The organism is Alkalimonas delamerensis (assembly GCF_030717955.1).
GTDB classification, from domain to species: Bacteria; Pseudomonadota; Gammaproteobacteria; order Enterobacterales; family Alteromonadaceae; genus Alkalimonas; species Alkalimonas delamerensis.
Map to the genome: position 1 here is coordinate 334,037 of NZ_JAUZVY010000001.1, position 22,871 is coordinate 356,907.

The window sequence follows — 22,871 nt, forward strand, 5'->3', positions numbered from 1 at the left end:
GGCCTGGCCATTAGAGGTAATTTGCTGCTTGCAGGCCGTACTGCTCCAGATCGATGCAGTAGTCGATACTTTCCTCTTGATGCTTAGCTAAATCGAGCACTTTCATTGGCAAATGGTGTTGATGCTGGCTGTGATAGAAAATTTTCACTTTGGGCTGAGTGGGCTTTTTCGGATTGTTTTCCAATACCAGGCCTAATTTACCGCTGTGCAATTTGACCACGCTGCCGGGTGGGTAGATGCCGATGCAGCGAATAAAACGCTGGGTCAGCTCGTTATCCAACTGGTGGGGTGTTTTCTCCAGCAGTCGTTTACTGGCCAGTTGAGGGTTAACCGGCTTATGCTCTGCGGGGTGCGACAGCTTGTCGTACTGATTGACGATGGCCAGGATCCGGCTGCCCAGATGCAGCTGTTGACCATGCAAGCCTGCCGGATGACCACTGCCGTCCATATGGGCACAGTGCTGAGCGACCCATAATGTGAGCTCTGCTGGCAGGCGCTGCATCTCTGCCAGCAGCTTAAGGCTGGTTGGAATGGCCCTGGCATCGCTGCAGTCATCGCCCAGCGTCACTTTTCCCAGATCGTGCAGCAGTGCTGCCATGATCAGATCCTGGATTTGCCCTTTGGGTAGCTGCAAATGATGGCCGAAGGCAGCAATGTAGACAGCGCAATGAATGGCGTGTTGCAGCAGATTGTCACTGCTTTGCGCAATTCGGCTAAGGCACAGCAGCACATCCTGATTGCGGCTCACTGAGTCAGCCAGACCACAGCTCACCTCTTGTACCAGTGCCAGATCAATGGGATCTTGCCGCCGACAGCTTTCCAGCAAGCGATGCTGTTTGCGTTGCAGCTGCTGCAAGGTACGCTCGGCTTTTGGAAGCTCGGCAGCAAAGTCAGTTCGTGGTTGTTTGCTTTCATCGGATGATGAATGCTCTGCAGGCTGATCATCGTCGGACAGGGATGATCGCAGGCTAGGGTCCGCCAGCTCAGGATCAATCCAGACCTGCAACACGCCTTTTTTACGCAGCAGCTCAATGGTTTTTTGACTGCGTACCAGCCCAGCTTCTTTGATTAGGACAGAGCCGGTCTGTTGGCTCACGCGCACTACAAAATCACCTGGTTGCAATTGCTGCAAAGATACTTCCTGTAACGCCATAACCTCTGGGTACCTCAAACTGATACGCTTCCGCTTTAGTGTAGCTTAGTAACGCTAAATTAACAGTAGTTTGCCGCAAGTGGTATCAAAAATACAGTAAGTAGCGAGTCGGGTGCTTTGCAGTCAAAAAACCTGAGGCTCTGAAGCTCGCATCTGAAGGTTACTTGGGTATATAATTCGGCAAAAATTGCATAACCACCCAAAATCAACTGCGAGCCCAGTCCATGGTCAAAGCCCGACCCCTTGATCGTATCGATATGAATATATTGGAAACCCTGCAGCGGGAAGGGCGGATTTCCAACGTAGAGCTGGCCAGGCGGGTGAATTTAAGTGCCAGTCCTTGCATCGATCGGGTCAAACGGCTGGAGCAAGAAGGCTACATTGAGCGTTATGGGGCTCAGCTCAACGCCAGCCGGTTAGGCTTTGGCACCACCGTTTTTATTCAGATCACTCTGGATAACACCACCAGCGATGTATTTGACCGTTTCAAGGACGATGTGCTGAAAATCCCCCATGTGGTGGAGTGCCATATGGTCGCCGGAGGGTTTGATTACCTGCTCAAGCTGCGGCTGCCCAATATGGATGCTTACCGCATCATTTTGGCAGAAATCGTCGACTTGCCAGGTGTGATTAAAAATCATACCTATGTGGTGATTGAGCAGGTCAAAAAAGACGATGGCTTGCCACTGAAAGCCAACGAGCAGTTGTAGTACGAACAAAGGGCCGGATGGCCCTTTGTTTATGTTACTTCAGCTGGTTACATCCAGCGATCACTTTGCTTGCGCTTGGGGATCAGCAGCGGCAGCAGCAGCCCCAGCAGCAGCCCAAAGCCAAGAATGGCAGCGCCCAGTACTTTCGGATTTTGCCAAACGCTGTTTTGGCTGGCGTCGACCTGGCGTTTCAGTTGCTCATAGGCATTGTTAGCGACTTGCAGTTGCTCCCGAACCCGACTGTAATCGTCCGTTCGGCTGGCCAGCTCGTTGCTGAGCTGCTCATTTTGTTGTTGCAGTTGGTTCAGCTCGGTTTGCTGATTGGCCAATTGCTCATTCAATTGCTGCATTTGCACGGCCAAGCCCGGTTGATCGGATACATACTGACCAGGCAGCCAGCCACGGCGGTTGCCATCAAACTGGATTTGCACATAACCAGTGTCGCTGTCTCTGTCCAGCCGCTGCACCGCATCGCCAGCATTGACAGTACCAATGATGCGGAACTGATTGCTCGGGCCCGAATGCACATAGACAAACAAAGCGTCACTGATAAAAGCGGGCTCGGCCGTTTCGGCCGCGCTGTGCGATGGAAAAAAGAAAGCTACACTCAAGAGGAATGCAAAGCAGCTGGTGATGGTTCTGAACATGGGTATCCCGTGATGGAGTCTGATTTTCAGCGGTTGTATCAGGATGATAGGGAGTTGTGGCGGAATTGACAAGTCTGGTGGGAAAAGACTTGTTGCACTGCCGTGGTTATTTTAAGGTAACAGCATCAAAGTTGGCGGGAAGACAACGATGGCGATGGAAATTGAATTAAAGTTTTTACTGCGGTCGGGCCCCGTCAAAGGGCTGGAGGCGCTGCTGCAACCTATGGTTGCAGCGCTGCAGCCCTCAGCCGCCCTGCACCTGTTAAATGGCTATTACGACACCCCGGATCATTGGTTTCAAAAACATGGCATGGGGCTACGCAGCCGGCAGCAGGATGGTCAGATTGAACACACCATTAAATTGGCAGGCAAACAGCATGGCGCCTTGCATGCGCGACAGGAATACAATGTGGTTGCCAGTCAACTGGTGCCGCAACTGGCTGACTTTCCAGCCGACATCTGGCCTGAGTCGACCGATTTACCGGTGTTGCAGCAGCAATTGACTGAGCTGTTTCGCACTGACTTTTGCCGCCAACCCTGGCTGCTGACACTGCAGGATGGCACTTTGGTTGAGCTGGTGCAGGATGAAGGCCATATTCAGACCGCCCAGCAGCAAGCAACCATCTGTGAATTGGAGCTGGAGCTTAAGTCAGGACAAGTTGCCGCCGTGTTTGCGCTGGCCCGTCAACTGGTAACGGCTTTACCGCTGCGACTTGGCATTCAATCCAAAGCCGAGCGGGGCTACCGGCTGAGCGGCAATACTCCTCTGCAAGTCAAAGCTTTACCACCCGAAGCCAGTCCGGCGCTGTTGCTGCGTTTAGTGCAGCATAATGAAGCTTGCTACCTGCAAGATGGAAGCCCGGATGCCATGCTGACCGTGTCGTTGGCACTAAACCGGCTGGCGCAATGGCTAAAAACGGTTCCAACCTTGCAGCGTTGGCAGCCTATCTGCACTCAGTTGTCGGCAAAAGCTGCACAAAGCAAGGCCGATCAGCAGCTGTTCTTTGGCTCTGATTACAATTTGTTGCTGTTGGCACTGTCCGAGCAGTTGCTGGATACGACAGCGTCGGTATGAGTAGCGAGAGCCGGGTGCTGGAGCTGTGCCAGCAGTTGCCGGGCTATAGCGCCTTGACGCAGGCGCAGCAGCAACGCCTGTGCTGGCTCTGCCAGTGCAGCCCGTTTTTCAGCCGCTGTGTGCAGCAGCAGCCTGAGCTGATGCATCTGTTGGAGGATGCGACACTGGCTGCTCCTCTGGATCTGACCGATCCGCTGTCTGCCTTGACCGAGCAGGAGGAAGCCCAGGTCTTTCAAGCCCTTCGCTTGTTTCGGCATCGCAGTCTGGCGCTGCTGTTGGCGGCAGACTTGCTGGCAGTAAAACCTTTACCCCAATCCTTACGTGAAGTCTCCGCCCTTGCAGAGTGCTGCATCCAAAGTGCTTGCAACTGGGCTTATCAGCAGTTGACGCCTCAATGGGGCACGCCGCTGGACGCTCAGGGGCAACCAATGCCACTGCTGGTGTTGGGCATGGGTAAGCTGGGTGGCAAAGAGCTGAATTTTTCGTCGGACATCGATCTGATTTTTACCTACCCCTTCAATGGCGAAACTCAAGGAGGGCGGCGCAGTACCGAGCACCATCAATTCTTTATCAAGCTGGCGCAAAAGCTGATTGCGGCTCTGCATCAGGCTACTGCCGATGGCTTTGCCTACCGGGTGGATATGCGGCTGCGTCCTTTTGGTGACAGTGGGCCTCTGGTGCTGAGTTTTGCCGCCATGGAGGACTATTACCAGGAGCAGGGACGGGACTGGGAGCGTTACGCCATGCTCAAAGCCCGGGTGATGAACCCTGATGGCCATTACAGCAAGGAATTGACTCAGCTGTTGCGACCTTTTGTTTATCGACGTTACATTGATTTTTCGGCCATCGAATCGCTGCGCCGGATGAAACAGCTGATTGAGCAGGAAAACCGTCGCCGCAACCGCAGCGACAACATTAAGCTGGGTGCCGGTGGGATCCGCGAGGTGGAGTTTATCGTTCAGACGCTGCAGCTGATCCGGGGCGGGCGCATTCCTCAGCTGCAAACTCCTTCAATTTTGCAGGCTTTGCCTTTGCTGACAGAGCATGGGCTCTTAACCGAAGCGCAGCAAAAGCAGCTTGGCGAAGACTATCTGTTTTTACGCCGGATTGAGCAATTGCTGCAGGGCATGGACGATCAGCAAACCCAAACACTGCCGGATGCCCCTGAGCAGCAACAACGCTTGTTGCAAATGCTCAATCAGCACGACTGGGCGGCGCTGCGGCAGCAAATCAGTGATTGCATGGCGCGGATCCATCAGGAGTTTTTGCAGGTCATCGAGCCGGAAGACAGTGCCGAGCCCGATGAGCTTTTGGTGGGCAAGCTGCTGTGGGACAGTGACCAAAGTCCGGCCGAGCTGACTGAGCAGGTGGACTGGTTGGCCGCCGAGCAAGCCGGCCAACTGGTTGAGCTGGTGCTTGCTTTTCGCCAGGAGTCGCAAAAGCGGGCGGTGGGCCCGCGAGGGCGGGATTATCTGGCCCGGCTTATTCCGCAAGTGCTGCATTTGCTGGCGTCCAATCAAGCCGGGGTGCCGGTGTTGCAGCGTATCTTGTTGGTATTTCGCAGCATTATGACCCGGACTGCTTATCTGGAGCTGTTGTTTGAAAATCCACCCGCTTTGCAGCAGCTGGTGCTGCTGTGCAGCCAAAGCCAGTGGCTGACCGAGCAGCTGGCGCGTTATCCGATTTTGCTGGATGAACTGATTGATCCGGCACAACTGTACCAGGTGCAGACCAAAGCAGATTATCAGGACCGGGTGCGGCAGCGTTTGCTGCGGGTGCCAGAGGACGATCTGGAGCTGTTGATGGAAAGCCTGCGGCAACACAAACAGGCCCAGCAACTGCGCATTGCTGCAGCCGACATCAGTGGTGCCTTGCCAGTGATGCAGGTGAGCGATCACCTGACCTGGCTGGCTGAAGCCATTATGGAACAAGTCGTCGAGCTGGCCTGGCAGCAAATGGTGGCACGGTATGGTTACCCGGCGGGGCTCGCCGTCGGCAGTGACAAAGGCTTTGCCGTCATCGCCTATGGCAAAATGGGGGGATTGGAGCTGGGCTATGGCTCGGATCTGGATCTGGTGTTTATCCATCACTGCGACAGCCTGGCTGCGACCTCGGGCGAGAAAGCCATCGACTCCCGCCAGTTTTATCTGAAACTGGTGCAGCGGATTTTGCATTTGTGTACCACCCGCACCGCCAGTGGTGTGTTGTACGATGTCGATACGCGGCTGCGGCCTTCTGGCAACGCCGGCTTGCTGGCGATCCATGCCGATACCTATCAGGATTATCTGGCCAATGAGGCCTGGACCTGGGAGCATCAGGCATTGGTTCGTGCCCGTTTGGTGTACGGCGACACTGCTATTGCGGAGCGTTTTCGTCAGATCCGGGCTGCCATTTTAAGCCGGCCGCGGGATCTGCAGGCATTGCAGCAGGATGTGCTGGCCATGCGGGATAAGCTGCGGCAGCATCATGGCTCGGACGATGAACAGCTCAAGCACGCCAGTGGTGGACTGATTGATTTGGAGTTTATCAGCCAGTATTTGGTTTTGGCGCATGCTGCGGCGCACCCGTCGCTGTATCAGTACAGCGACAACATTCGTATTCTGGAGCAGCTTGGTCAAGCCGGGCTGCTGCCGATGGACGAGGTGGCACGGTTGCAGCAGGCGTATCAGCTGATGCGGGCGGTACAGCATCGGCTGACCTTGCAACCGGTGCTGCCGCCGGAGTTGGCGGGCCTGGCCGAAGCCAGAGCCGCTGTGCAGCGAACCTGGCAGGCTGTGCTCTAAAGCCGCTGGCAGTTCTGGTGCAGGTAGCTGTTGGGCTGATCGGTGATCACCAAAGCCCGCTCATTTGGACAGAGGTAACTCAGGATCGGGCTGGGGAAGTTGGGAGCGATAGCCGCGGAAATCTCTTTGACTGCGGCAGTCAGGCTGCCATCGGTTTGAAAATAGTGTTTGACGACGTAATCACGTGGCAGCGTCCAGTAAAGTTCCAAACCTTCCGCCTGGCTGTATTCTTCCAGCTTGGTTTTAACGGTGTCGCCGGCCCGAAAGCGCCGGTCCCGGTGTTGTCCCTGCCAGTTTTCTGCCAACGGGGAAACCTGGCGTGAGCGTTGCTCCAGCTGCTGGGTCAGGCGCCCGCTGGTATCGGGCAGACTAATCACAAAGTCACTGAGCTCCAGATCGGCCAAGGTGCCACGGATCCGCTCGTAAAAGCTGGTAAAGCCTTCGGCCGCCGGGTTACGCTGGGTACTATCAAACTGAAAGGTGGATGGGCGAAACAGCAGCAGAAATACTACGCCTGACAGCACCACCAAGAGCAACAGGTTGCGGAACCAAAACCAGCTAGAGTTGCTTTTTTTCTTTGCCATCTGGCATGCTCCTCAGTAAAGGCCAGGTGAGTCCGGGTCCGGACGGGTTTTAAAACGGCGGTGCAGCCACATGTACTGTTCCGGAGCCCGCAGTACAGCTTGCTCCACCCAGGCATTAACGCGGCGGACATCGGCCGCATCATCGCCGGACGGAAAGTTCTCCAGTGCTGGCAGGCACTCCACTTCATAGCCTTTGAAGCCGGGGAGTCGCCGGGTGTAAACCGGGATCACCTGACAATTGGCGCCGGCGGCAAACAACAAGGTTCCCGTGGTGGTTGCCGTTTCTTTGACCGCAAAAAACGGCACAAATTCGGCTTTCTTGCGGCCATAATCCTGATCTGGCAGGTAGAAACAGACTTCGCCTTGATCCAGCGCCTGCAGCAGTGCTTTCACTTCGCGTTTGCCAATCATGTATTTGTTGGCCTTAATGCGCCCGCGGTATTGCAGCCAATCCATCAAGGGATTGTTGTGGGGGCGGTAAAAGCCAACGCTTGGCAGCTTAAAGCCAAAAATCCGGCCTGCGGTTTCCAGGTGCAACATGTGCGATGCCAGCAACAGCACACCCTGGCCCGCATCACGCGCCGCCTGAATGTGCTCAAAACCTTTGACGACGCCAAAACGTTGCAGTCGCCAGGCTGGCCACCACCAGGCAATGATGGTATCAAACAAAGCGCGGCCGCTTTCCTTAAAATTAGCTCGCAGCAAGGCTTCCCGCTCGGTGGCTGTTTTATCCGGGAAGCACAGCTCCAGATTGCGTCTGGCGACTTTGGCCCTGGATTTCAGCAATTTTAACAGCAGCAGACCAATGCCATCTCCCAGCTTCATCAGCACCGGGTAGGGCAACCAGCTGATCAGCCAGAGCAAAGCACAGCCGAGCCAGATCGGCCAGTAGCGTGGATGCAAAAAAGACCATTGAAACTGCGGGGCTTTAACCACCGGAACCTCATACATCAGGGGGAAAAGGCTATTGTAACGGAAAAAAAGCTTCAGACAAAAGGCAAGGAAGGGAATGCAGCAGGCATCGCTTTGGGCGATGCCTGCGAACAGCTTTAACTGCTTAGCGCGCGGTTGATGTCCACCAGATCCTGCTCGGTTAGATTGCCGGATGCCAGCTTCAGATCAAGCACCGATAAAATGTAATCGTAACGAGCCCGCGACAGGTTGCGGCGGGCATCGAACAGGTTGCGGGTGCTTTGCAGCACATCGACAATGGTGCGGGTACCGACTTCAAAACCGGCTTCGGTGGCTTTAAGCGCGCTTTCTGCCGAGACCACGGCTTGCTCAAGGGCCCGAATGGAGGATTTGGTCGCACGCACATTGTTAAAGGAACTGCGGACCTGGCGCACAGTGCTGCGGTAGGTTTGCTCGACCAGCTCGCTGGTTTCGACAAAGTTGGCCTGGGCCACATTGACACCGGCGTTGATGGCGCCACCGCTGTAGAGTGGCACGCTCAGTGTGACACCAATGGAGCTGCTGTCTTGTCTGGGGCCGGTGCCACGGTCGGTAAAGGTATTGTCGAAGTAACCACGGGTTTTGCTGCTATTTAAATTGGCTTCCAGGCTGACTGTCGGTAAGTGACCTGCGCGAGCCCGGTCGATGTCGATGCGGGCGATCTCCAGGCCAATGCGCTGCGCCTGAAGCTCAAAGTTATTTTCTTCAGCAATACTGAGCCATTGCTGAGGATCGGCTGGAGAAAGGGGGACTGTACTGAAACGATCGGTATTCAGGCCAGCCAGCTTACTGTGGTACTGGCCGGTGATTTCCCGCAGTTGTTCGCGAGCAATTTCCAGGTTGTTCTCGGTAGCAATTTCGCGTGCGATGGCGTTATCAAACTGAGCCTGAGCTTCATGCACATCGGTAATAGCAGTCAGGCCCACAGCAAAGCGCTGTTTGGTTTGCTCCAGCTGGCGTTCAATTGAGCGCTTCTCTGCTTGAATAAAGGTTAAGTCGTCTTTGGCTTTTAACACATTAAAATAAGCGTCGGTTACCCGAACAATTAAAGCCTGTGCTGTACTGTTGTAAAATGTTTGCGCCTGGAGTGCCTGCTTTTCCGCGATATTGAGTGCTTGCCAGTTACGGCGGTCGTAAATGCTTTGACTGAGGCGAACGCCACCACTGAGGGTGGTGCGATCATCACCGAAAGTCCAATCACGCTGATCGGCTCGGGTTAAGCTGGTGCTAAAACCAATGGTTGGTAACAGGCTCGCTTTGCTGATATCGATGCGGGCAACAGCGGCATCTCTGTTGGCGGCAGCGCGTTGCAGGACCGGATCTTTTTGGGTGGCTAACTGATAAACACTTTGCAGGTTATCGGCCAGAGCTGGCAAACTGAATACACCAACGGATGAACACAGCAGGGTGGCAAGAAGTTTTTTGTGCATGAGTTAAGGATCCTGAGTGAATCAAATTGAGACCATGATAACCTGTTTGAAGTTTGAGAGTGAAACCCGAAACCGTAAAGTTACCCCTTCAACTGTAACAGAATGTGAGTACGTTGATGTCTGAATTCAAGGCCACAGAGTATCCGATTTTTTCGACAAAAGATGTAGAGATCCGCGATAGACGCCCCGTTTTTCAAGGTTTCTTTAAATTAGAGCGTTACGAACTTCGGCATCGGCTGTTTGCCGGCGGTTGGAGCGACTGGATGCAGCGTGAAATTTTTGAACGCGGTCATGCCGTTGCCGTACTGCCTTACCACCCTCCAAGTGATCAGCTGGTGCTGGTGGAGCAGTTTCGCACCGGTGCGCTGGCCAGCTCCGACAGCCCCTGGTTGCTGGAGGTGATTGCTGGCATGGTGGCACCGGGTGAGTCGCTCGAAGAGGTAGCGCAGCGCGAAAGTAAGGAGGAAGCGGGCCTGATTCTCAATCAGCTGACCCCGATGCTGAGCTACTTATCCAGTCCGGGGGGAACCACAGAGCGCATTCAGTTGTATTTTGCTACACTGGACACCTTGCCCGTTGAAGGTGTGTTTGGCCTTAAGCACGAGCATGAAGATATCCGGGTGCATTGCGTACCCAGAGAGCAAGCCTTGCAATGGCTGCAACAAGGCCGCATAGATAATGCAGCGACCGTCATTGCGTTGCAGTGGCTGGCGCTGCATTATGAACAACTGTTTGCAACGAGTTAACCGAAGCCTGGCCGCAGGAGATGTATGACCGCTAAGCCCAAATACCGGCCAAAACTGCCTGACTTTTTGAGCCTGTGCGAACGAAACTTCGCTCAGCTCAGTCCATTATTGCCCGCAGAGCGGGTGGTCGGCGAGCGGCAGTTGATTGGGGTGGATGACGCCAGTTATTTCCGGTTGGAGCTGCTGGAGGTTTGTCCCTTTACTACGGTGCTGCGCATTGCGCCGCTTGCCGCAACGGCGATGGATGCAGAGCAAGACTGGCCAGCCTTACAGCCTGCTTTTGATGTTCGTTTGTACCACGATGCCCGGCTGGCCGAAGTCATCAGCTGCCATGGCCGGCGTGGTTTAAAAGCGGTCTACGATTACCCCAATACCGAAATGCTGCAACCCGATGAAAAGCGCCAGGTTAACCGCTTGCTGGGGGATTGGTTGCGGCTGTGCCGACAACAAGGTTTTCGGCCTGAGCCTGTGCTGAATTGATGACCATTTACTCCTTCCCACAGACTGAATGCGTGCGATTGGTGCAATTAACCGATTGCCACCTGCTGGCCGATGCCGAGGGCTGGTACCAAGGGGTGCAACCCTATTGGCAGTTGCAGCAGGTGCTCCATTGCCTGGCGCGGGACTGGCCGGATGCCATCGTGCTGACCGGCGATCTGAGTCAGGACCACAGTCTGGCATCGTACCAGCTGTTGGTGCAGTTGTTTCAAGCGGTGCCGGTGCCTGTGTTCTGGCTGCCGGGCAATCACGATGATGCGGCCGAGCTTTCGTCCTTGCTGGCGCAACCGCCTTTTTTACCGGATAAAATCCTGCAAGGGGCCGGTTGGCAATGGCTGTTGCTGGACAGCACTGGCCCAACCCCGGCTGGCTATTTTTCTGCATCGCGGGCGCAGGCGCTGGTCAGTCGGTTGCAAAGCCATACCGAGCCGTGCTGGCTCTTTGCCCATCATCACCCCAGGCCCATCGGCAGCTCGATTGATCGCCACGGCTGGCAGGATGCTGCAACTTTTTGGCAGTTGTTGGCGAGGTTTCCTCAGGTTACCGGACTGGCGCACGGTCATTGCCACCATGGCTATCGCAGCCATTATCAAGGCGTTGCCCTGGTGGGTTGCCCGGCCACTTCGGTGCAATTTCAGCAAAGCTCCGATTGGCAGACCCAGGCGCAGGGGCCACAATGGTGCGATTGGCGCTTTTATGCCGGAGGCTGTTATGAAGTTGACTTTAAAAGGATGATGCCATGAGTCTGGTGCTCTATCTGCATGGCTTTGCCAGTTCGTCGCAATCGCTCAAAGCCCAGCAGACCCGGGCTTATTTTCAGCAGCATCACCCAGAAGTAGAACTGTTGGTGCCGGACTTGCCCTACACCCCAACCGAAGCGGTGGCCGAATTGACTCAGTTGCTGGCAGGGCGCACCCTTGCAGCTGTCATTGGCAGTTCACTGGGTGGCTTTCTGGCAACCTGGCTGGCCGAGCAGCATGGTTGCCGGGCTTGTCTGATTAACCCGGCAGTGGCACCCTATCGCTTGCTCCAGCAGCATCTCGGGCGTTATTTTCACCCGGTGCGGCAACAGCATTACGAGGTCAGCGCCGATGCAGTGGCTTTGTTGCAGCAATTGGAGCCTGCAAGGCTTGCCAAGCCAGCAAACTATCTGGTACTACTGCAACGTGGCGACGAAGTGCTGGATTACCGTCACGCCATGCAGTTTTATCAGCAGTGCCAGCTGGATGTGCAGTCAGGCGGTGACCACAGTTATCAGAATTACCTGCAGCAATTGCCCACCCTGGTGCGCTTTTGTCTGCAAGCCGATCAAACTTTAGATGAACAGGTAATGTTTCGACCATGACAGCTCAAAGCTACAACGCCGATTCGATTGAAGTCCTGACCGGGCTTGAGCCCGTGCAACGCCGTCCCGGCATGTATACCGACACCGCCCGGCCAAACCACCTGGCACAGGAGGTCATTGACAACAGCGTCGATGAAGCCCTGGCTGGCTTTGCCAGCGAGATCAAAGTGGTGCTGCACGAAGACCAGTCGTTGGAAGTGATCGACAATGGTCGTGGCATGCCGGTCGATATCCATCCGGAAGAAGGGGTGTCCGGTGTCGAATTGATTTTTTGCCGCTTGCATGCCGGCGGCAAATTCTCCAACAAAAACTATCAGTTCTCGGGCGGTTTGCATGGGGTGGGGATTTCGGTGGTCAATGCATTATCGAGCCGGGTCGATGTCACCGTGCGTCGTGATGGCCAGATCTACCAGATGGCCTTTGCCGAAGGGGCGAAAACCCAGGAGCTGACCATTACCGGCACCGTTGGTAAACGCAATACCGGCACCCGGGTGCATTTTTGGCCCAATGCCGGTTATTTCGACTCGGCCAGATTTTCGGTGCCGCGTCTGCTGCATGTACTCAAAGCCAAGGCGGTGTTGTGTCCTGGGCTGCGCATTGACTTTGACGATAAGGTTAACAAAGAAAGCCATAGCTGGTGCTATCAGGACGGCATCCGCGATTACCTGGCGGAAGCGGTAAAGGACTTTGTTGCCTTACCGGAACAGCCCTTTGTCGGCAACTTTAACAGCAGTCACGAAGCGGCCGAGTGGGCTTTGCTCTGGCTGCCGGAAGGCGGCGAGCTGGTGACCGAAAGCTACGTCAATCTGATCCCAACGGCGCAAGGCGGCACCCACGTCAATGGCCTGCGCCAGGGTGTGCTGGAAGCCTTGCGTGAATTTTGTGAGTTTCGCAATTTGCTGCCGCGCGGCATTAAACTCTCGCCTGAAGATGTCTGGGATCGCTGCAGTTATATCCTGTCGTTAAAAATGCAGGACCCACAGTTTGCCGGTCAAACCAAAGAGCGGCTGTCGTCGCGGCAGGCCTCGGCGTTTGTTTCCGGTATCGTCAAAGATGCCTTTAGTCTGTGGCTCAATGAGCACACCGATATCGCTGAAGCCCTGGCGGAGCTGTGCATCAGCAATGCCCAAAAGCGGCTGAAAGCAGCGAAAAAGGTGGTGCGGAAAAAGGTCACTTCTGGCCCGGCGCTGCCCGGCAAACTGGCCGATTGCTCGGCGCAGGATTTGCAACGGGCTGAACTCTTCCTGGTGGAGGGGGACTCGGCCGGTGGCTCCGCCAAACAGGCGCGGGACCGTGAGTTTCAGGCGGTGATGCCGCTGCGGGGGAAAATCCTCAACACCTGGGAAGTCGAATCCGGCCAAATCCTAGCCTCGCAGGAAGTGCACGATATTTCCGTTGCCATCGGTATGGACCCGGATTCCACCGACCTATCGGCGCTGCGTTACGGTAAAATCTGCATTCTGGCCGATGCCGACTCCGACGGTCTGCACATCGCTACCTTGCTTTGTGCGCTCTTTATGCGCCACTTCCCGGCTCTGGTCGAAGCCGGTCATGTCTATGTCGCCATGCCGCCTTTGTACCGTATCGACATCGGCAAAGAGGTCTACTACGCGCTGGACGAAGACGAGAAAAATGGCATTTTGGATCGAATCGAAGCCGAAAAGAAAAAAGGCAAGATCAATGTGCAGCGCTTCAAAGGCCTGGGGGAGATGAACCCACTGCAACTGCGCGAAACCACCATGGACCCGAACACCCGCCGGCTGGTGCAACTGACCATCGACGATCAGCTGCAAACCATGGAGCTGATGGACATGTTGCTGGCCAAAAAGCGTTCGACCGATCGTCGCCAGTGGCTGGAGCAAAAGGGTGACAAGGCAATTCTTGCCTGATAGATGGGCAATTCAAAGTCTACAAAAAGCGTAAAGAGTGATTAAAGAGTGATTGATGCCGGAGCTCTTAAGAGAACGTTTAATTAATGACTAAACAGCAAGTACGAATCTTTACTTCACAGGATGGCAAAGCTGATCTTGAGGTGACTTTCGAGCAAGACACGGTCTGGCTGAGCCAGGTGCAAATGGCGGAGCTGTTTGGTAAAGATGTTCGTACAGTGAGTGAACATATTGGCAATGTGTATGCCGATGGCGAGCTTGAGCGTGAGACAACTATCCGGAAATTCCGGATAGTTCGCACAGAGGGCAACCGAGAGGTTCGTCGACAAATAGAACACTACAATCTGGATGTCATTATTTCTGTTGGTTACAGGGTGAAATCTTTACGAGGCGTACAGTTTCGCAAGTGGGCAACTCAAGTACTCAAAGATTACTTGGTTCAGGGGTATAGCTTCAACCAGCGCCGTCTTGAAGAGCTGGGAATTGAATTTGAACAGGCGGTCGCTTTACTAAGTCAAACGTTGACTAACCAGAGGTTGGTGTCCCCAGAGGGAGAGGCTGTTGCTCGGGTCATCAGCGAATATGCACGCTCTTGGAGCCTTTTACAGGGCTACGATGAGCAACAATTAGCTGAAATAACGATCCGTCAAGCGGGCATGCAGACTTTAAGCTACAACGAAGTGTTGGATGCCATCGTCAAGCTAAGAAATATCTTGATGCAGAAAGGAGAAGCAACAGCACTGTTTGGCCAAGTTCGGGGCAATGGTTTGGAGTCGGCTTTGGCTACGATTGAACAGGGTTTTGCTAATGAACCTTTTTATCCAAATGTTGCCAGCCGGGCGGCTCACTTATTGTACTTTGTTATCAAGAATCATCCCTTGGTGGACGGCAATAAACGTTGTGGCTCCTTTCTATTTTTATGGTACCTACGACGCAACACCGTTTTCTTGGCTCGCCCTGTCGAACAGTTGATTAATGACAACACGTTGGTAGCATTGGCGCTTTTGGTCGCGGAAAGCTTGCCAGCACAAAAAACATTGATGATTCGTTTAATTGAACACTTTATCCTTCTGCCAGAGACGACATCATGACAAGGTGTTCCTTTACATCGACTGTTTTCTTGCCTGACCATAGCGTGCAGGTATACTGGCTTGTGATGACCAAGGTGTCCCAGAGGATAAAAATGAAAAAACGGGCAACGCAACTGCTGTGTGTGCTGGGCTGGTGCTGGCTGTACCTGGCGCTGGCACCGTTGGCTAACGCGCAAACACCGAGCTGGTTGCAGCAGGCAGTTGAGCAAAAGCGCTTGCAGCCGGAGGCCATGTTGCAACTGATGCAGCAGCATGAAACCCTGATTACCAGCTTGCCAAGGCAGCAACAGCGCAGGGCTTATCAAACACTGTCAACCTTAAGCGGCATTATGGGGCAGCATCAGCAGCAGCTAAGTTATGCCCAGCGCGGACTGGCATTGGATGATGCGGCCGATGCGCTGCGAGTGGAGCTGCTGTTCAATCTTGGCTTTGCCACCGAGATGCAGAGTAACTATCTGGTGGCTCAGCAGTATTACCAACAGGCTACCCAGTTGGCGGAGCGACTGGAAGACGAGTCTCTGCGGTTGCGGGGACTGATCAACCAGGCTGCGATTTTAAGTGCTCAGGAGCACTATCAGGAAGCCTTGGCGCTGCTGCAACAAGTGTATCAGCAACGTCAGGCGCTCGATGATTGGGAGCTGGAAGCAGAAGTCTACGCAGAGCTCGGTTTGCTTTATGCCACCATTGCTTTTGAAGACGAAGCCGTGCAGTTCTTAGACCGGGCTTATGAATTGTACAAAGCACACGGCTGGCGTAAGAGCAAAATTGCAGTGCTGTACAATCAGGCACGCAGTTACAGCTTTCTACAGCAGTACGACCAGGCTTTTGATACCTATCAACGCATGCTGACCGTTAGTCAGCAGTATCAGGATGATTTGAATCTGTACTACGCCTATTTTGGCCTTGCCATTACCAGTCAGGAAGCAGGAAGCTACAATGCTGCCCTGACCTACATGCAAAAAGCTGAAGAATACAAACACTTGCTGCAAGCACCTCTGAGCAAAGTGGTGCATTACTATGAAAAATCATTCATTTTCAGTGGACTACAGCAGCACTCGATGGCCTTGCAGCAGCTGATGCTGGCAAAACAACAGCTGGAAGTGCTGGATGATGCCGATGGTGGCTCGATGCCGCTGAATATCCATTTTATGCAGGCGCGGTTGCATGCCAGCCTGGGCCAGTTTGAGCAGGCGTTTCATGCCATGCAAGAGGCGTTCTTTTTGTTTCAGGATCGCTTTAGTCAGGAAAGTGAATTGGCCCTGAGCAGCTTACGGCTGAGCTTTATGCAGCAGCGTGAAGAAGCTGAACAAGCTTTATTGCGAAAAGATCACGAATTGCAGGCACTGCGTTTGCAAGAAGCAGAACGCGGACGATTGATCCAGTGGCTGTGGACTGCTGTCTTTGCCATGACCAGTCTGGTGCTGTTTTTTCTGTTGCTGTGGCAACGGCTGGCGCGTCGTAAAGGGACAGCCAGCGCTACGAATGACCATGAGGGAACCCCGTCGCTATGACCGACACCATCATTACAGCTGAGGGCGTGGAACAGCTCTCATTGCGCCGCTTTACCGAAGAGGCTTACCTGAACTATTCGATGTACGTCATTATGGACCGGGCCTTGCCACACATTGGCGATGGCTTAAAGCCGGTGCAGCGGCGCATTGTTTACGCCATGTCCGAGCTCGGTTTAAGCCATATTGCCAAGTACAAAAAGTCGGCCCGGACCGTCGGTGATGTGTTGGGTAAATTCCACCCCCATGGCGACTCGGCCTGTTACGAAGCCATGGTGTTGATGGCGCAGCCGTTTTCCTACCGCTACCCGCTGGTTGATGGCCAGGGCAACTGGGGCGCGCCGGACGATCCTAAGTCTTTTGCCGCCATGCGTTACACCGAATCGCGTTTATCGCGCTTTAGCGAAGTTTTGTTATCTGAGCTTGGTGCCGGCACCGTTGACTGGACTCCCAACTTTGACGGCACGCTGGATGAGCCCAAAGTCTTGCCAGCGCGATTGCCGCATATACTGCTTAATGGCATTACCGGCATTGCGGTCGGGATGGCCACCGATATTCCACCGCACAATGCGCGGGAAGTGGCGCATGCCTGTGCCTTGTTGCTGGATCAGCCCGACAGCTCCATCGCAGATTTAATGCAGCACATTCAGGGCCCGGACTATCCGACCGATGCCGAAATCATCAGCAGCAAGGATGACATCGTTGCGATGTACCAAAGTGGCCGCGGCAGCATCCGGATGCGAGCCCGTTATCTGATCGAAGATGGCGATGTGGTGATCACGGCATTGCCGCATCAGACCTCCGGCGCCAAAATACTGGAGCAAATTGCTGCCCAGATGCAGGCCAAGAAGCTGCCGATGGTGACCGATTTGCGGGATGAGTCGGATCATGAAAACCCGACCCGCATTGTGGTGGTCCCCCGCTCCAATCGGGTGGATATTGAACAGCTGATGCAGCATTTGTTTGCCACCACCGATTTGGAAAAAAGCTACCGGGTCAACCTGAACATGCTGGGTCTGGACAACCGGCCAGGGGTGCGGGACTTAAAAGCCATTCTGACCGACTGGCTGGTGTTTCGCCGAGAGGTGGTGCGTCGCCGTTTGCAGTTCCGGTTGGACAAGGTGTTGGACCGCCTGCATGTGCTTGAAGGCTTACTGATTGCCTTTTTGAACATTGATGAAGTCATTGCCATCATCCGCGAGCACGACAAACCCAAACCGGTGTTGATGGAACGCTTTGGCTTATCGGATCGTCAGGCCGAAGCCGTGCTGGAACTGAAGTTACGGCACTTAGCCCGGCTGGAAGAAATGAAAATTCGTGGCGAGCAGGACGAGCTGGCCAAAGAGCGTGACAAACTGCAAGGCATTCTGGGCTCGAAGGCCAAGCTAACCAAGCTGATTCGAACAGAAATCTTAGAAGCCGCCGAAAAATACGGTGACGACCGGCGCAGCCCCATTGTCGCCCGGACAGAAGCCAAAGCCTTGTCGGAAAAAGAGCTGCTGCCCAGTGAGCCGGTGACGGTGGTGCTGTCGGAGAAAGGCTGGGTGCGCTGTGCCAAAGGCCATGATGTCGATGGCAGCAGCCTGAGCTACAAAGCCGGTGACAGCTTTAAATCGGCCGCCAGTGGCAAAAGCAATCAGTACGCAGCCTTTTTGGACAGCTCTGGGCGCAGCTTCTCGGTCGAGGCGCATGAGCTGCCGTCGGCCCGGGGCCAGGGCGAACCCTTGTCTGGGCGTTTTAACGTGGTCGCTGGTGAGAACTTTGAGCATGTGTTTATGGCCAAAGACGACCAGCTGCTGTTGTTCGCGTCCGATGCTGGCTACGGCTTTGTTGGTCGCTTCGACGACATGCTGACCCGCAACAAGTCGGGCAAGGCACTGCTGAGTTTGCCCACAGGCAGTAAGGTGTTGCCACCGGTGCCGATTCAGCAGCCGGATTCGGATTTGGTGGTCTGTGTCTCAACCGAAGGGCGGATGCTGGTATTCCCGGTGCAGGATTTGCCGCAGCTGAGCAAAGGCAAAGGCAATAAGATGCTGTCCATTCCTTCGGCCAAAGCGGCCAGCCGGGAAGAATACGTCCGTTTGATGACGGTGATCCCGGCCGATGGGGGCGTGGTGCTAACCGCCGGCAAGCGCAAGCTGAGTTTAAAAGCGGCCGACCTGGAGCACTACCGCGGTGAGCGCGGCCGTCGGGGCAACAAGCTGCCACGTGGTTTGCAGCGGATTGATCAGATGGCGCTGTTACCCACTGCGGTTGCCAGCAGTGATCAAACCAGCCTGTAAGTTGCATCCGGCTATACTGTGCGCTTTAGATAACATCGGGAATTGCCTGTGATTGCTGTGGTACGTTTGTTGTTGGTGGTGCTTTTTATTGTGTTAAGCACCTTGATAGGCTTGGTGGTCTGTATTTTTCGGCCCTTTCATGCAAATAATGTGGTACTGTTTGGCCACTGGTATGCCTGGTGTGGCCGCATCTTCGGCGTTGAGGTCGAGGTCCGCCGTCACCCGGCGGTAGCTGATGCCCATCCTTGTGTGTACACCGCCAATCACCAGAACAATTACGACTTATTTCTGATGCCGACGGCCTTGATCCAACGGACCGTCACCATTGGCAAAAAAAGCCTGCGCCTGATCCCTTTCTTTGGCCAGTTGTACTGGCTGAGCGGCAACATTTTGCTCGATCGGGACAACCGCAGCAAAGCCGTGGGCACCATGCAAGGGGCGGTTGAGCGGATCCGCAAAGAGCAGTTGTCGGTCTGGATGTTCCCGGAAGGCACCCGCAGCTATGGCCGTGGTTTATTGCCGTTTAAAACCGGCGCTTTCCACATTGCCCAGCAAGCTGGGGTGCCGGTGGTGCCGGTCTGCATGAGTTCGACTGCCCACATCAAGCTGAATCGCTGGCGCAATGGCAAGGTTATTATCGCCATGTTGGAGCCCATTCCCATGAACGACAGCACAGAAATTCGCCCATTGGCGAAGCAGGTGCATCAAATCATGGCCGATACGCTGGCCGAGCTTGATAGCGAGCTTGCCAGCGACTACACTGCCCAAAGTCTCACTGCGCGGAATTAACCTGATGGAAAACTGGCAAGAATTTACCGAGGAAACCGTTTCAGCCTTACTGGAAGATGGCAGCGATCCGGATGCGCTGTACACCATTGAACACCACTTTTACCACGCCGATTTCAAGAAGCTGGAGCAGCTGGCGGTCGAGGTATTCAAACTGGGGTTTGAAGTGACCGATGCCGAAGAAATTGAGCTGGACGATGGCAGCCTGGCCTGGGTGTTTGACGCCATCCGCGAACAATCGCTCGACGCCGATGCCATTACGGCCGATGCCATTCGACTGGAAAAGGTAGCCGCTGAACATGGCATTGAATACGATGGTTGGGGCACCTACTTCGAAGAGGAAGGCGGTTACCAGCCGGACGAGGACGACGACTTTTAATCGTCCGTGATGCATAAAAAAATGCCCGCACTAAGCGGGCATTTTACTTGGCGCCAGGAGGGCGTTAGAAACGGTAGCGGGCCCCTATCGCATAACGCGGGCCATACTGCCGGGCAAACAGGAACTGCTCTTCGTAACGGCCATAGCCGCGCTCGGTGGCATTGGTGATGTTAAAGCCTTCAAAAAACACCGTCAGTTGCGGGTTGATGTCGTAATTGACGCTCAAATCCCACTGGGTGTACTGACGGGCAAATTGCGGCGGTGCATCGGACGAGCCTTGCGCTTGACCAACGCCAATCAGATAGCTGTCGCGCCAGGCGTAAGTCAGCTTGACCGACAGGCCATCATTTTCATAAAACAGCTGCAAGTTGGCTGAGTCGCTGAGACCAGACAGTGGCGCCTGCTGCTCCAGACTCTCGGTATCAAACTTCACATCGCCATTGACGAAGGTGGCATTGGCGCCAAAGCCAAAGCCGGTATCGCCCAACAGATGCTGCCAGGCCACTTCAATCCCATCAACCGATTTGCTGTCGGTGTTCTGTGGCTGACTGATGCTCCAGACAATCAGCGGATCTTGCGCGGTAGGCTCAATCCGGCCATCGGCATTGCCGTGGCCATTGGCCAGCATTTGCTCAAAAATCGCTGTGCTGGTGGCCTGCTCACCACGGGCCTCGATATCCGCCACGGCTTGATTGTAGCGTGGGCCGTTTAGAATATCGTGCAAGCCATCAATGGTCAGATCGGTGATGGTGGTCTGGATAAAGTTGTCGACGTTTTTGCGGAAGTAACCAACGGCGGCGTAACTGCCTTCGGCGTAATAGTATTCCAGCGTCAGATCCAGGTTGGTGGATTTAAAAGGTTGCAGGTTGGTGTTGCCTTGACTACCACTGCGGGCCCCTGGTCGGGGGCTGCCGCTTAAACTACGACCACCGGCCAGAGCCCCCAGTGGCGCACGGGCGATGGTTTTACCCCAGGAAAAACGACCGACCAAATCATCGGTCAGCTCTACCCGCAAATCCAGCATCGGCAGCAAAACATTGTGCTTACCGCTCAGGGTTAAGAAGGTGTCCTCGCCTTGCTCGTACTGCATGATCCACTCGGAGGCACTTTCCCAGTTGACCTGGCGTTCGACCCGCTGCCGTACCGTACTGGTTACCTTGGTTTCTTCATAGCGCACACCCGCATTGAACTGCACCGGGTAGTTCAGCACATCAAATTCCCAGGCCGATTGCAGGTAGATGCTGTTGGTATCCTCGGATACCGCACTTTGGCTGGTGATGCCATTGAAGTAGGCATCCGGCACAAAAGCATCGCTGCCCATTACATCGGCGGTCAAAAAGGCCATTTGCCGGGCAACAGCTTCATCAAAGTCGAAGGTGTAGTAGTAATCGGTCAGCATGCTGGCACCGCCCCCCGCAAACTGGTTGAGGAAGTTGCGGGTGCTGTTTAAGGTGAACATGCTGCTTGGGAAGATCTCCGAAAAGCTGGGGTTGAAGCCCGGGCCTCCGCGCAGCCCACTCCAGGCATTCCAGCCGCTGAAGCTTTGTTCGGTGCGGGCAACACCGCCTTTAATCTCCAGCAATGGCAGATTAAAGCGGGAATTGAACCAGGTACCATCCAATTGCAATTGCTGGATTTCCGACTCGCCCGGCGAGTGGATAAATTGACCAAAGTTGGAGTCGATCTCGTCTGGGTTTAGCACGCTGGTGCCATTGCGCCAGAAGATTTCCATTTGCGGGATTTCGCCCGTGCGGTAGTCGTAGATTTTGGTTTGCAGTTGATCCGAGCCCAAAATCACCTGGCCCCAGTTGCCACTGCCTTTGTCAGCACCGTTGTCGGTTCTGTTGTTGGAGTCGTGGTAATCGAATTGCAGCCGGAAGTCATCGTGCAGGTACCAGTCGGCATTAAAGCCGATGGAGCGGGCTTTGACTTCGGTGGTGCCTTTGCTGGCGGTAAAAGAGCCATCGTTGCCACCGATATCGGCAAAAAGGGCAGTGCCGCGTTCATCCAGCTCGTAGGCATTGACGTTGCCGCCAAACTCGTTCCAAATCCCCCAGCCGATGACCTCAAGACCGGTAACGGCCCGGCTGGCGGTGTAGTCCATGGTGAGGGTCAGGTTGTCTGTTGGGGCATACTGCAGCGTTAGTTGACCATTGGTACGCTCGCGCTGCAGGTCTTCGATGCTGTAGTTCATGTCTTTCGGGAAGAAATGATTGCCGATGGGGTTGCCCTCGGCATCCCGCGGCCTGGCGTCGGTAACAAACTGACTGTCCAGCTCTGGCAAGGGCACATTGGCCTGCCAGCCCTGGATATTGGCTTGTTGGCGTTGGAAGTCACGGCGGTGGTGCGAGAACGAAAAAGCGGCGCCAAAGCGATCATCAAAAAAGGTGTTGCTGTACACAGCAGCAAATTCCGGAGTGATGTCGTCGCCTTTTTCATTGGAGCTGTCATACAGCGCCTTACCCATCACCGCAAACTGTTCACCAGGGCGTTGCAGTGGACGGGTGGTGACAATGTTGACGGTGGCACCCAGGCCGCCGCTCGGGTTTTCGGCCCGGGCGGTTTTGTAAACTTCCAGCGCGCTGACCCCTTCCGAGGACAGGTTCTCCAGATTGTAAGAGCGGGTATAGCCAGAGCCGGGCATCTGTCGACCATTTAAGGTAATCAAATTAAACTCTGGGCCAAAGCCCCGCACGGTGATCTGACTGCCTTCGCCATTAGCGCGGCTGACCGAGACGCCGGTGATGCGCTGCAAGGACTCCGCCAGGTTGGTATCCGGGAATTTCCCCATCTCTTCAGCGGATATGGCATCCACCACGCCATAACTTTCACGTTTTACGTCCATAGAACGGGCCAAACTGCCACGAATACCACGCACTTCAATCACTTCGATGGCGTCTGCCTGGGCGGTGACATCGTCATTGCCGGCCAGTACGGGCTGCGCAGCGGCGGTTGCCAGAACGACAGAGACAGCGGCTGCGATGCGGTTTTTGGAAAATAATTGTACGTTCATC

At 54.8% G+C, this 22,871-nt stretch carries 19 protein-coding genes; 13 read left to right on the forward strand and 6 right to left on the reverse strand.

Translation table 11 applies throughout. The features are described from left to right. Positions 1-10 precede the first annotated feature (10 nt). Positions 11-1,153 carry a cyclic di-GMP phosphodiesterase gene (locus Q3O59_RS01540; protein WP_305943928.1) on the reverse strand — a complete coding sequence of 381 codons (1,143 nt, stop codon included), beginning with the start codon at positions 1,151-1,153 and terminating at the stop codon, positions 11-13. Between the two features lie 224 nt (positions 1,154-1,377). Between Q3O59_RS01540 and Q3O59_RS01545 the strand changes: the two genes are divergently transcribed. Continuing rightward, a complete protein-coding gene (locus Q3O59_RS01545) occupies positions 1,378-1,863 on the forward strand; it encodes an Lrp/AsnC ligand binding domain-containing protein (protein ID WP_228591771.1) in 486 nt (161 codons plus the stop codon). A 47-nt stretch (positions 1,864-1,910) separates the two neighbouring features. Here Q3O59_RS01545 and Q3O59_RS01550 read toward each other — a convergent pair whose 3' ends face one another. Continuing rightward, entirely contained in the window at positions 1,911-2,510 is a 600-nt protein-coding gene (locus tag Q3O59_RS01550; protein WP_305943929.1) for a TIGR04211 family SH3 domain-containing protein, read from the reverse strand. 148 nt (positions 2,511-2,658) lie between these two features. Between Q3O59_RS01550 and Q3O59_RS01555 the strand changes: the two genes are divergently transcribed. After that, complete coding sequence (locus Q3O59_RS01555) at positions 2,659-3,585, forward strand: CYTH domain-containing protein (RefSeq protein WP_305943930.1); 927 nt, start codon at positions 2,659-2,661, stop codon at positions 3,583-3,585. Next, the gene (gene glnE / locus Q3O59_RS01560) at positions 3,582-6,368 is read left to right on the forward strand and encodes a bifunctional [glutamate--ammonia ligase]-adenylyl-L-tyrosine phosphorylase/[glutamate--ammonia-ligase] adenylyltransferase (RefSeq protein ID WP_305943931.1); all 2,787 of its coding nucleotides are present in this window, start codon (positions 3,582-3,584) and stop codon (positions 6,366-6,368) included. Before Q3O59_RS01555 ends, glnE begins: the two co-directional genes overlap by 4 nt. On the opposite strand, the gene Q3O59_RS01565 is transcribed toward glnE, so the two are convergent. The 3 genes from Q3O59_RS01565 to tolC form a co-directional block, all read right to left on the reverse strand. After that, positions 6,365-6,952: a TcpQ domain-containing protein gene (locus Q3O59_RS01565; RefSeq protein WP_305943932.1), complete on the reverse strand. Its 588-nt coding sequence runs from the start codon at positions 6,950-6,952 to the stop codon at positions 6,365-6,367. The two genes, glnE and Q3O59_RS01565, sit on opposite strands and share 4 nt — an antisense overlap. Positions 6,953-6,964: 12 nt before the next feature. Then, positions 6,965-7,888 (reverse strand): LpxL/LpxP family Kdo(2)-lipid IV(A) lauroyl/palmitoleoyl acyltransferase, encoded by a 924-nt coding sequence (gene lpxL, locus Q3O59_RS01570; RefSeq protein ID WP_305943933.1) that lies wholly within the window; start codon positions 7,886-7,888, stop codon positions 6,965-6,967. Between the two features lie 113 nt (positions 7,889-8,001). Further along, complete coding sequence (tolC, locus tag Q3O59_RS01575) at positions 8,002-9,333, reverse strand: outer membrane channel protein TolC (protein ID WP_305943934.1); 1,332 nt, start codon at positions 9,331-9,333, stop codon at positions 8,002-8,004. Between the two features lie 116 nt (positions 9,334-9,449). Between tolC and nudF the strand changes: the two genes are divergently transcribed. The 10 genes from nudF (at position 9,450) to rraB (ending at position 19,857) form a co-directional block, all read left to right on the forward strand. Further along, positions 9,450-10,079 (forward strand): ADP-ribose diphosphatase, encoded by a 630-nt coding sequence (gene nudF, locus Q3O59_RS01580; protein ID WP_305943935.1) that lies wholly within the window; start codon positions 9,450-9,452, stop codon positions 10,077-10,079. 24 nt (positions 10,080-10,103) lie between these two features. Then, positions 10,104-10,559 (forward strand): DUF1249 domain-containing protein, encoded by a 456-nt coding sequence (locus Q3O59_RS01585; RefSeq protein WP_305943936.1) that lies wholly within the window; start codon positions 10,104-10,106, stop codon positions 10,557-10,559. After that, positions 10,559-11,320, forward strand: a complete 762-nt coding sequence (locus tag Q3O59_RS01590) for a metallophosphoesterase (protein ID WP_305943937.1) — start codon at positions 10,559-10,561, stop codon at positions 11,318-11,320. Before Q3O59_RS01585 ends, Q3O59_RS01590 begins: the two co-directional genes overlap by 1 nt. Beyond that, the gene (locus tag Q3O59_RS01595; RefSeq protein ID WP_305943938.1) at positions 11,317-11,922 is read left to right on the forward strand and encodes a YqiA/YcfP family alpha/beta fold hydrolase; all 606 of its coding nucleotides are present in this window, start codon (positions 11,317-11,319) and stop codon (positions 11,920-11,922) included. The genes Q3O59_RS01590 and Q3O59_RS01595 overlap by 4 nt, the downstream gene beginning before the upstream one ends. After that, entirely contained in the window at positions 11,919-13,811 is a 1,893-nt protein-coding gene (gene parE, locus Q3O59_RS01600) for a DNA topoisomerase IV subunit B (RefSeq protein ID WP_305943939.1), read from the forward strand. Before Q3O59_RS01595 ends, parE begins: the two co-directional genes overlap by 4 nt. 86 nt (positions 13,812-13,897) lie before the next feature. Then, a complete protein-coding gene (locus Q3O59_RS01605) occupies positions 13,898-14,902 on the forward strand; it encodes a virulence RhuM family protein/type II toxin-antitoxin system death-on-curing family toxin (RefSeq protein WP_305943940.1) in 1,005 nt (334 codons plus the stop codon). A 92-nt stretch (positions 14,903-14,994) separates the two neighbouring features. After that, positions 14,995-16,413 (forward strand): tetratricopeptide repeat protein, encoded by a 1,419-nt coding sequence (locus Q3O59_RS01610; RefSeq protein WP_305943941.1) that lies wholly within the window; start codon positions 14,995-14,997, stop codon positions 16,411-16,413. Continuing rightward, on the forward strand, positions 16,410-18,692 hold the full coding sequence (gene parC, locus Q3O59_RS01615; RefSeq protein ID WP_305943942.1) for a DNA topoisomerase IV subunit A: 2,283 nt from the start codon (positions 16,410-16,412) through the stop codon (positions 18,690-18,692). Before Q3O59_RS01610 ends, parC begins: the two co-directional genes overlap by 4 nt. Positions 18,693-18,740: 48 nt before the next feature. Continuing rightward, positions 18,741-19,481 carry a 1-acylglycerol-3-phosphate O-acyltransferase gene (locus Q3O59_RS01620; protein ID WP_305943943.1) on the forward strand — a complete coding sequence of 247 codons (741 nt, stop codon included), beginning with the start codon at positions 18,741-18,743 and terminating at the stop codon, positions 19,479-19,481. 4 nt (positions 19,482-19,485) lie between these two features. Beyond that, entirely contained in the window at positions 19,486-19,857 is a 372-nt protein-coding gene (gene rraB / locus Q3O59_RS01625) for a ribonuclease E inhibitor RraB (RefSeq protein WP_305943944.1), read from the forward strand. A gap of 64 nt (positions 19,858-19,921) precedes the next feature. On the opposite strand, the gene Q3O59_RS01630 is transcribed toward rraB, so the two are convergent. Continuing rightward, positions 19,922-22,870, reverse strand: a complete 2,949-nt coding sequence (locus Q3O59_RS01630) for a TonB-dependent receptor (RefSeq protein ID WP_305944434.1) — start codon at positions 22,868-22,870, stop codon at positions 19,922-19,924. Between the last annotated feature and the right edge of the window lies 1 nt (position 22,871).

Bases quoted from the DNA above. Each gene is read 5' to 3' on its own strand.
- Q3O59_RS01540 (WP_305943928.1), bottom strand. From the start codon at position 1,153: ATGGCGTTACAGGAAGTATCTTTGCAGCAATTGCAACCAGGTGATTTT.
- Q3O59_RS01545 (WP_228591771.1), top strand. From the start codon at position 1,378: ATGGTCAAAGCCCGACCCCTTGATCGTATCGATATGAATATATTGGAA.
- Q3O59_RS01550 (WP_305943929.1), bottom strand. From the start codon at position 2,510: ATGTTCAGAACCATCACCAGCTGCTTTGCATTCCTCTTGAGTGTAGCT.
- Q3O59_RS01555 (WP_305943930.1), top strand. From the start codon at position 2,659: ATGGCGATGGAAATTGAATTAAAGTTTTTACTGCGGTCGGGCCCCGTC.
- glnE (WP_305943931.1), top strand. From the start codon at position 3,582: ATGAGTAGCGAGAGCCGGGTGCTGGAGCTGTGCCAGCAGTTGCCGGGC.
- Q3O59_RS01565 (WP_305943932.1), bottom strand. From the start codon at position 6,952: ATGGCAAAGAAAAAAAGCAACTCTAGCTGGTTTTGGTTCCGCAACCTG.
- tolC (WP_305943934.1), bottom strand. From the start codon at position 9,333: ATGCACAAAAAACTTCTTGCCACCCTGCTGTGTTCATCCGTTGGTGTA.
- nudF (WP_305943935.1), top strand. From the start codon at position 9,450: ATGTCTGAATTCAAGGCCACAGAGTATCCGATTTTTTCGACAAAAGAT.
- Q3O59_RS01585 (WP_305943936.1), top strand. From the start codon at position 10,104: ATGACCGCTAAGCCCAAATACCGGCCAAAACTGCCTGACTTTTTGAGC.
- Q3O59_RS01590 (WP_305943937.1), top strand. From the start codon at position 10,559: ATGACCATTTACTCCTTCCCACAGACTGAATGCGTGCGATTGGTGCAA.
- Q3O59_RS01595 (WP_305943938.1), top strand. From the start codon at position 11,317: ATGAGTCTGGTGCTCTATCTGCATGGCTTTGCCAGTTCGTCGCAATCG.
- parE (WP_305943939.1), top strand. From the start codon at position 11,919: ATGACAGCTCAAAGCTACAACGCCGATTCGATTGAAGTCCTGACCGGG.
- Q3O59_RS01605 (WP_305943940.1), top strand. From the start codon at position 13,898: ATGACTAAACAGCAAGTACGAATCTTTACTTCACAGGATGGCAAAGCT.
- Q3O59_RS01610 (WP_305943941.1), top strand. From the start codon at position 14,995: ATGAAAAAACGGGCAACGCAACTGCTGTGTGTGCTGGGCTGGTGCTGG.
- parC (WP_305943942.1), top strand. From the start codon at position 16,410: ATGACCGACACCATCATTACAGCTGAGGGCGTGGAACAGCTCTCATTG.
- rraB (WP_305943944.1), top strand. From the start codon at position 19,486: ATGGAAAACTGGCAAGAATTTACCGAGGAAACCGTTTCAGCCTTACTG.
- Q3O59_RS01630 (WP_305944434.1), bottom strand. From the start codon at position 22,870: ATGAACGTACAATTATTTTCCAAAAACCGCATCGCAGCCGCTGTCTCT.